General features: G+C 72.5%; 8 protein-coding genes. 6 read left to right on the forward strand and 2 right to left on the reverse strand.

Annotation, left to right across the window (positions count from 1 at the left end; genetic code table 11):
* The first annotated feature begins 99 nt into the window (after positions 1-99).
* From ETD96_RS38575 to ETD96_RS38585, 3 genes are read left to right on the forward strand one after another with little or no spacing between them, the layout of a single operon-like run.
* A complete protein-coding gene (locus ETD96_RS38575; RefSeq protein WP_240808534.1) occupies positions 100-729 on the forward strand; it encodes a nucleotidyltransferase in 630 nt (209 codons plus the stop codon).
* 10 nt (positions 730-739) lie between these two features.
* Positions 740-1,006, forward strand: coding sequence for a BON domain-containing protein (locus tag ETD96_RS38580; RefSeq protein ID WP_240808535.1), 267 nt, complete (start codon positions 740-742; stop codon positions 1,004-1,006).
* A complete protein-coding gene (locus ETD96_RS38585) occupies positions 1,003-1,764 on the forward strand; it encodes a metallophosphoesterase family protein (protein ID WP_138641440.1) in 762 nt (253 codons plus the stop codon). Before ETD96_RS38580 ends, ETD96_RS38585 begins: the two co-directional genes overlap by 4 nt.
* 132 nt (positions 1,765-1,896) lie before the next feature.
* On the opposite strand, the gene ETD96_RS38590 is transcribed toward ETD96_RS38585, so the two are convergent.
* A complete protein-coding gene (locus tag ETD96_RS38590; RefSeq protein ID WP_138641441.1) occupies positions 1,897-2,916 on the reverse strand; it encodes a DNA topoisomerase IB in 1,020 nt (339 codons plus the stop codon).
* The gene (locus ETD96_RS38595) at positions 2,916-3,764 is read right to left on the reverse strand and encodes an SDR family oxidoreductase (protein ID WP_138641442.1); all 849 of its coding nucleotides are present in this window, start codon (positions 3,762-3,764) and stop codon (positions 2,916-2,918) included. Before ETD96_RS38595 ends, ETD96_RS38590 begins: the two co-directional genes overlap by 1 nt.
* Positions 3,765-3,961: 197 nt before the next feature.
* Here ETD96_RS38595 and ETD96_RS38600 point away from each other — a divergent pair, with 197 nt between their 5' ends.
* The 3 genes from ETD96_RS38600 to ETD96_RS38610 all read left to right on the forward strand — a co-directional run.
* Positions 3,962-4,735, forward strand: coding sequence for an SDR family oxidoreductase (locus tag ETD96_RS38600; protein WP_138641443.1), 774 nt, complete (start codon positions 3,962-3,964; stop codon positions 4,733-4,735).
* 8 nt (positions 4,736-4,743) lie between these two features.
* Positions 4,744-5,508 carry a crotonase/enoyl-CoA hydratase family protein gene (locus tag ETD96_RS38605; RefSeq protein ID WP_138641444.1) on the forward strand — a complete coding sequence of 255 codons (765 nt, stop codon included), beginning with the start codon at positions 4,744-4,746 and terminating at the stop codon, positions 5,506-5,508.
* A gap of 160 nt (positions 5,509-5,668) precedes the next feature.
* On the forward strand, positions 5,669-6,701 hold a 1,033-nt coding region (locus ETD96_RS38610), incomplete at its 3' end, for a hypothetical protein (protein WP_138641445.1).

Raw genomic sequence — 6,701 nt, forward strand, 5'->3', positions numbered from 1 at the left:
ACCCCGCCCGCCGGGTACCGCCCCGCCGGGTGACGGGAGAGGCATGACCAGCGCCTCCCCGGGTACCGCCACCGCGAGCGCAATCGACCAGGGGAGCGCGTGGGGGACGTGCAGACGCACCCGAAGGCCGCGACGCGCGGGTCCGGCACCGCGGGACCGGGGCCCGGCCTGGGCGGCGTGGCGGACGATCTGCTGACCGCCCTGAAGCGCGCGGCGGCCGCCCTCCGCGACGCCGGCGTCGGGTACGCGCTCGCGGGCGGCTTCGCCGCGTACGCGCACGGCGCGGCGGTGTCGACGCACGACGTCGACTTCGTGCTGCGGGAGCGGGACGTCCAGGCGGCGCTGGACGCGCTCGCCGCCGCGGGCATGACGCATCTGGAGAGCCCGGAGAACTGGCTGGAGAAGGCCCACGACGGCGAGCACGTCATCGACCTGATCCACACGCCGTCCGGCCGTCCGGTGGACGGCGAGCTGCTGGGCCGGGCCGCGGAGATGACGGTGGGCGCGGTGTTCATGCCGGTCCTGCCGGCCACCGACCTGATGGTCATGCGGCTGCTGGCGTTCACCGAGACCGCCTGCGACTTCAGCGGGTTCCTGCACGTCGGCCGGGCGCTGCGGGAGCAGGTGGACTGGCGGCGGGTCGCCGCGGAGACCGCGGAGTCGCCGTACGCGTACGCGTTCCTGACGCTGCTGGCCCGGCTGGGCGTGATCGAGGAGGACGTGCTGTGAGGGAGGCGCTGTGACCGGAAGGGGGCAGGCCATGGCCGACATGTCGGGATACCTGGCCGCGCACATCCAGGAGCGGCTCGCCGCGGAGGCGTACGAGCTCGGCATCCGGGTGGACGTCCGCGGGGACGTCGTGCACCTGCGCGGCGAGGTGGTGAGCGAGGAGCGGCGCCGGGCCGTCGAGGAGGCGGCGCGGGAGGCCGCCGAGGGCCGCGAGATCTGCAACGAGCTGCACGTCGTCGCGGTGCCGGAGCCGGACGGAGAGGAGCAGATCTCATGATCCGTGTCGCCGCCGCGGGGGACCTGCACGTCGGGCCGGAGGTGGCCGGGGAGTACCGGGCGCACCTCGCCGCGCTCGCCGACCAGGCGGACGTGTTCCTGGTCGCGGGCGACCTGACCCGGCACGGCACGGCCGAGGAGGGCCGGATCGCCGCGGGCGTGCTGCGCGACCTCGGGCTGCCGGTGGTCGCCGTGCTCGGCAACCACGACTACCACTCCGACGCCGAGGACGAGATCACCGGCGTGCTGCGGGAGGCGGGCGTGACCGTCCTCGAAGGGGACGGCACGGTGCTGGACTGCACCGGGACGACCCTCGGCATCGCGGGCGGCAAGGGGTTCGGCGGCGGGTTCGAGGGCCGCTGCGCCAGCGACTTCGGCGAGCCGGAGATGAAGGCGTTCATCCGGCACACCAAGGACTTCGCCGACCGGCTGCACCTGTCGCTCACGGAGCTGGACGCCGACGTCACGGTCGCGCTCACGCACTACTCGCCGTCCGCCGACACCCTCGAAGGGGAGCCGCTGGAGATCTACCCGTTCCTCGGCAGCTACCTGCTGGGGGAGGCGATCGACGCGGCGGGCGTCGACCTCGCCGTGCACGGCCACGCGCACAAGGGGACGGAGCGGGGCCTCACGTCCGGCGGGATGCGGGTGCGGAACGTGGCGCTGCCGGTGCTGCAGCACGCCTACGCCGTGTACTCCCTGGAGGCGCCGGAGTCCGCGGATGCGCATCGCGTCCGGGAACGGGTGTCGGCCTGGTGACGTTCGCCTCTAGGAGAGTGACGTCCGCCCCTGGGAGACGGGCCGGTGGGACGGCCGCGAGATCGCGTGGAGGGGAGTGATCTCCCGGCCGCCCCACCGCCCGACGCCGCCCCACTGTCCGACCGCTCCCCGTCACGCGGTCGGGCGCAGCAGGTCGAGGACGGCCTGCTCGACCGGGCCCTGCGTCGCCAGCTCGCCCACCGACGCCTCGACGCCCAGCCGGCCGAGCGCGGGCGCGATCGTCTCGCCGGCCTCGTAGCGCTCGATGACGCGCGGGTCGATGTAGGAGGCGCGCGCGACGGCGGGGGTGTTGCCGAGGTAGGCGGCGACCTCCTTCACGACCCGGACGATGGCGCGCCGGCGGGCGGCGTCGCCGCCGTCGGCGCGGACCGACACCGCGAGGCCGACCGCGGCGAGGACGGTGGCGTGCCAGGTGCGGAAGTCCTTGGCGGTGAAGTCGCCGCCGGTGACCTCGCGGACGAAGTCGTTGATGTCGGACGCGGTGACGTCGTGCCAGCCGTCCCGCGTCCGGTAGGCGAGCAGCTCGGGGTCGTCGCCGGGGCGCCGCTTGAGGCCGCTGACGACCTTGCACACGTTCTCCTCGGCGACCGCGCGGTACAGGTCCTTCGAGCCCTTGGCCGGGTACTCGAACGTCACCTCGTCGCGGCGGCAGGTGACGTGCTCGCGCAGGACGGTCGCGAGCCCGAACGTGCCGTTCTCCGCCGCGTACGACTCGCCGCCGATGCGGAAGAAGCCGAGGTCGATGAGCCGCACGGCGGCGGCGAGCACCCGCTCGCGGGTGTAGCCGCGCCCGGTCAGGTGCTCGTCGAGCGTGTGCCGCACCTTGGGCAGCCGCTCGGCCAGCTCCAGGACGTGCTCGTGCTTCTCCTGGTCGCGCTGCTCCCGCCATGCCTCGTGGTAGAGGTACTGGCGGCGTCCTGCCGCGTCGGTGCCCATCGCTTGGATGTGGCCGTCCGGCTCTGGGCAGATCCAGACGTCCTTCCAGGCGGGCGGTATGACGAGCGATCGGATGCGTGCCTTCTCAGTGGGGTCTTGCAGAGGACGACCGTCCGGTCCCAGGTACACGAAGCCCTTGCCGGCTCTGCGCCGTCCGTAGCCGGGTTCCCCAGGGTCGCTACGTTGCAGCTCCATCAGCCCGGGTGAATCTCCCCACCGGCGGGTACGAGCGTCTGCCCCGTGTAATAGGACGACTGGCGGTTGGCAGCGAAGAACACGTAGGACGGCGCGATCTCATCGGGATCTGCGGCACGTCCCATGGGCGCGTTCTTACCGAAGGACTCCACGCGCTCAGCGTCGAACGTCGCCGGGATCAGCGGCGTCCACACCGGGCCCGGCGCGACGCAGTTGACGCGGATCTCGCGGTCCATCAGGTTCTGGGCGAGGCTCGCGGTGAGCGACATGACCGCGCCCTTGCTGGCGGAGTAGTCGATGAGCGTCTTGTTGCCGCGCAGCCCGTTGATGGAGCCGGTGATGATGATGGACGAGCCTGGCCCCATGTGGTCGAGGGCCTCCTGGATCGTCCAGAACACCGCGAACACGTTCACCTCGAACGTGCGGCGCAGCTGCTCGCCGTCGATCTCACGGACGTCCTTCACCGGCGTCTGGGTGCCGTGGTGCAGGACGAGCACGTCCAGCCCGCCGAGCTGCCGGACGGTGTGCTCGACGACCTCGCGGCAGTGCCGCTCCTCGGCCATGTCGCCGCCGAGCATGACGCAGCGCCGCCCCGCGTCCTCGACCAGGCTCGCGGTGTGCCGGGCGTCGTCGTCCTCCTCCAGGTAGGTGATGGCGACGTCGGCGCCCTCCTTGGCGAACGCGATCGCGGTGGCGCGCCCGATCCCCGAGTCGCCGCCGGTGATCAGCGCGCGCCGCCCGTGCAGCAGGTCGCTGCCGAGGTAGTCGCGCATCTCGTCGCGCGGTTCGGGTGCCATCTCCCCGGTCCGGCCGGGGTAGGACTGGCTCTGTGCCGGACGTTCGCTCATGCTCGGTTCCTCCCGGGATCGACCCCGCCGTCCACATGACGCGGGTGCCCGGAGCTGCGCGGAGCAAACGCGGGCCCTATTGTAACCCGTGAGTAATAACGCGCTCGGCGATCCGCCGGGGTGTGAGCGGAGCGCGCGCCGACGTCTGGATAGCATCACCCCGAACCACATTCGGTCCCTCACGTAAGGTGTCGCTTATGGACCTGAACGGAGTTTCCGCCGTCGTATCCGGTGGCGCGAGCGGCCTCGGTGAGGCCACCGTCCGCGCGCTGGCCGCCGAAGGCGCCAAGGTGGTCGTCGCCGACCTGAACGAGGACAGGGGCAAGGCCCTCGCCGACGAGGTCGGCGGCGTCTTCGTCAAGACCGACGTGTCCAGCGAGGAGCAGGTGCAGGCCGCCGTCCAGGCCGCCGTCGACACCGGCGCCCCGCTGCGCGTCATCGTCAACAGCGCCGGGATCGGCTGGGCGTCGCGGACCGTGAACCGCGACGGCTCCCCGCACGACCTGGCCTCCTACGAGACCGTCATCCGGGTCAACCTGATCGGCACCTTCAACCTGATGCGGATCGGCGCCGCCGCCATCTCCAAGACCGAGCCCGCCGACGCCGACGGCCTGCGCGGCGTAGTGATCAACACCGCGTCCATCGCCGGCATCGAGGGCCAGACCGGGCAGATCGCCTACTCCGCGTCCAAGGGCGGCATCATCGGCATGACGCTGCCGGCGGCCCGCGACCTCGCCGCGATCGGCGTCCGGGTCAACACCATCTGCCCGGGCATCATCGACACCCCGATCTACGGCTCCGGCGAGCAGGCCGAGGCGTTCAAGGCCAAGCTCGCCGCGCCCGTCCCGTTCCCGAAGCGGATGGGCAAGGCGTCGGAGTTCGCGCACCTCGTCAAGTCCCTGATCGAGAACGACTACATGAACGGCGAGACGATCCGCTTCGACGGCGGCATCCGCTTCCAGCCCAAGTGAGGCACTGAATGACCGACGCTGTTCTGACGGAGGAAGACGGCGCCGTCCTCGTCATCACCATCAACCGCCCGGAGGCCCGCAACGCGGTCAACGGCGAGGTGGCGCGGGGCATCGCGGCGGCCGTCGAGGAGCTGGAGTCCCGCAAGGACCTGTCCATCGGCATCCTCACCGGCGCGGGCGGGACGTTCTGCGCCGGGATGGACCTGAAGGGCTTCCTGACCGGCGACAACCCCGTCGTCGAGGGACGCGGGTTCGCGGGCCTCACCGAGCGCCCGCCGGCCAAGCCGATGATCGCCGCGATCGAGGGCTACGCGCTGGCCGGCGGCTGCGAGGTCGCGCTGTCCTGCGACATGATCGTCGCGGCCCGGGACGCCCAGTTCGGGCTGCCCGAGCCGAAGCGCGGCCTGGTGGCGGCGGGCGGCGGGCTGCTGCGGCTGCCGCAGCGCATCCCGTACCACATCGCCATGGAGATCGCCCTCACCGGCGACAAGTACCCGGCGGAGCGGATGGCCGAGCTCGGGTTCGTCAACCGGCTCGCCGAGTCCGGCGGCGCGCTCGCCGCGGCCAAGGAGCTGGCCCTCAAGGTCGCCGAGAACGCGCCGCTGGCGCTCGCGGCGACCAAGAAGGTCATCGTCGAGTCCGCGGACTGGACGACCGAGGAGGCGTGGAAGAAGCAGCAGGAGATCACCCTGCCGGTCTTCACCTCCAAGGACGCCCAGGAGGGCCCGGCGGCGTTCGCCGAGAAGCGCAAGCCGAACTGGAAGGGCGAGTAGCCGCCCCTCCCGTGCCGAGGCGCCCGGAACCCACCGTGGTTCCGGGCGCCTCGTGTGTCCGGGGACGGCCTGTTCCGGCCGGGTGCCGGGGTTTGTCTCGGCGTCGAGTAAGTGATCGCGTACGCTGACCCGGGCTTGCTGTGATCTTGAAAGGAAGCCCATGAGACGCAACGCGGCACTGGCGGTCGCCACCGCCCTGGCCTGCGCCGCCGGGACGGTCGCGGCGGCCGCCCCCGCGCACGCCGCCGGCTGGACGGACGTGGCCACCGGAGCGACGGCCTACAACGGCTCGCTCGACCGGGTCGACTTCGGCGCCGGGGGCGCCGGCTGGGCCGTCGGCGCCGCCGGCAACCTCTTCGGCCCGGAGGCCAAGATCGTCCGCTGGACGGGCTCCGGCTGGACCGCCCAGCAGAGCCCGGTCGGCTTCACGCCGGTCGACGTGGCCGTGTCCGGGCCGTCCAAGGCGTGGGTCATCGGCTACAACCTGGGCGGCACGGTCGGCCTGTACTGGAACGGCACCGCGTGGAGCCAGGTCTCCTATCCGCTCGTGGGCTTCCCGAACGCCGTGTCCGCCGCCCCCGACGGCACCGCCTACTCCATCGCCGGGCTCAACCAGTTCAACGGCGGCCCGAGCGCCGTCCTCCGCTGGACCGGCAGCGCGTGGGTCGACCCGCAGGTCCCGCTGCCGCCCTCCTCGTCCGTCACGGCCGTGGACGTGCGCGCCGCCGACGACGTCTGGCTCGCCGGGACGACCGCCGAGTCCGGGACGTCCGCGACCGGGCTGGTCATGCACTTCGACGGGACGTCCTGGGAGCGGATCGACGTCCCCGGCTCGCTCGGCGCCCTCGGCTTCCAGGGCACCCTGTACCGCATCGTCGCCGACTCGCCGACGAACGTCTACGTGCTGCGCGTCCGGCAGAACGCCCAGATCACCAACGCGGTCCAGCACTACGACGGCACGTCCTGGACGACCGTCGACCTCCCGCTGAACGCGACCGGCCTGGGAATGTCGTCCGACGGGCAGGGCGGCGTGGTCGTGCTGCCCGTCACGACCGGCGCCAAGACCCGGTACCTGCACTACGACGGCTCGTCCTGGACGACCCTGGAGGGCCCGGCGCGCACCGGCACCGTCCAGGCGTCCGACGCCGACGCCCGCCCCGGCACGGCCGCCGTCGTGAGCGCCGGCACCGCCA

Origin of the sequence: Actinomadura geliboluensis, from assembly GCF_005889745.1 — a bacterium.
Classification (GTDB): domain Bacteria; phylum Actinomycetota; class Actinomycetes; order Streptosporangiales; family Streptosporangiaceae; genus Spirillospora; species Spirillospora geliboluensis.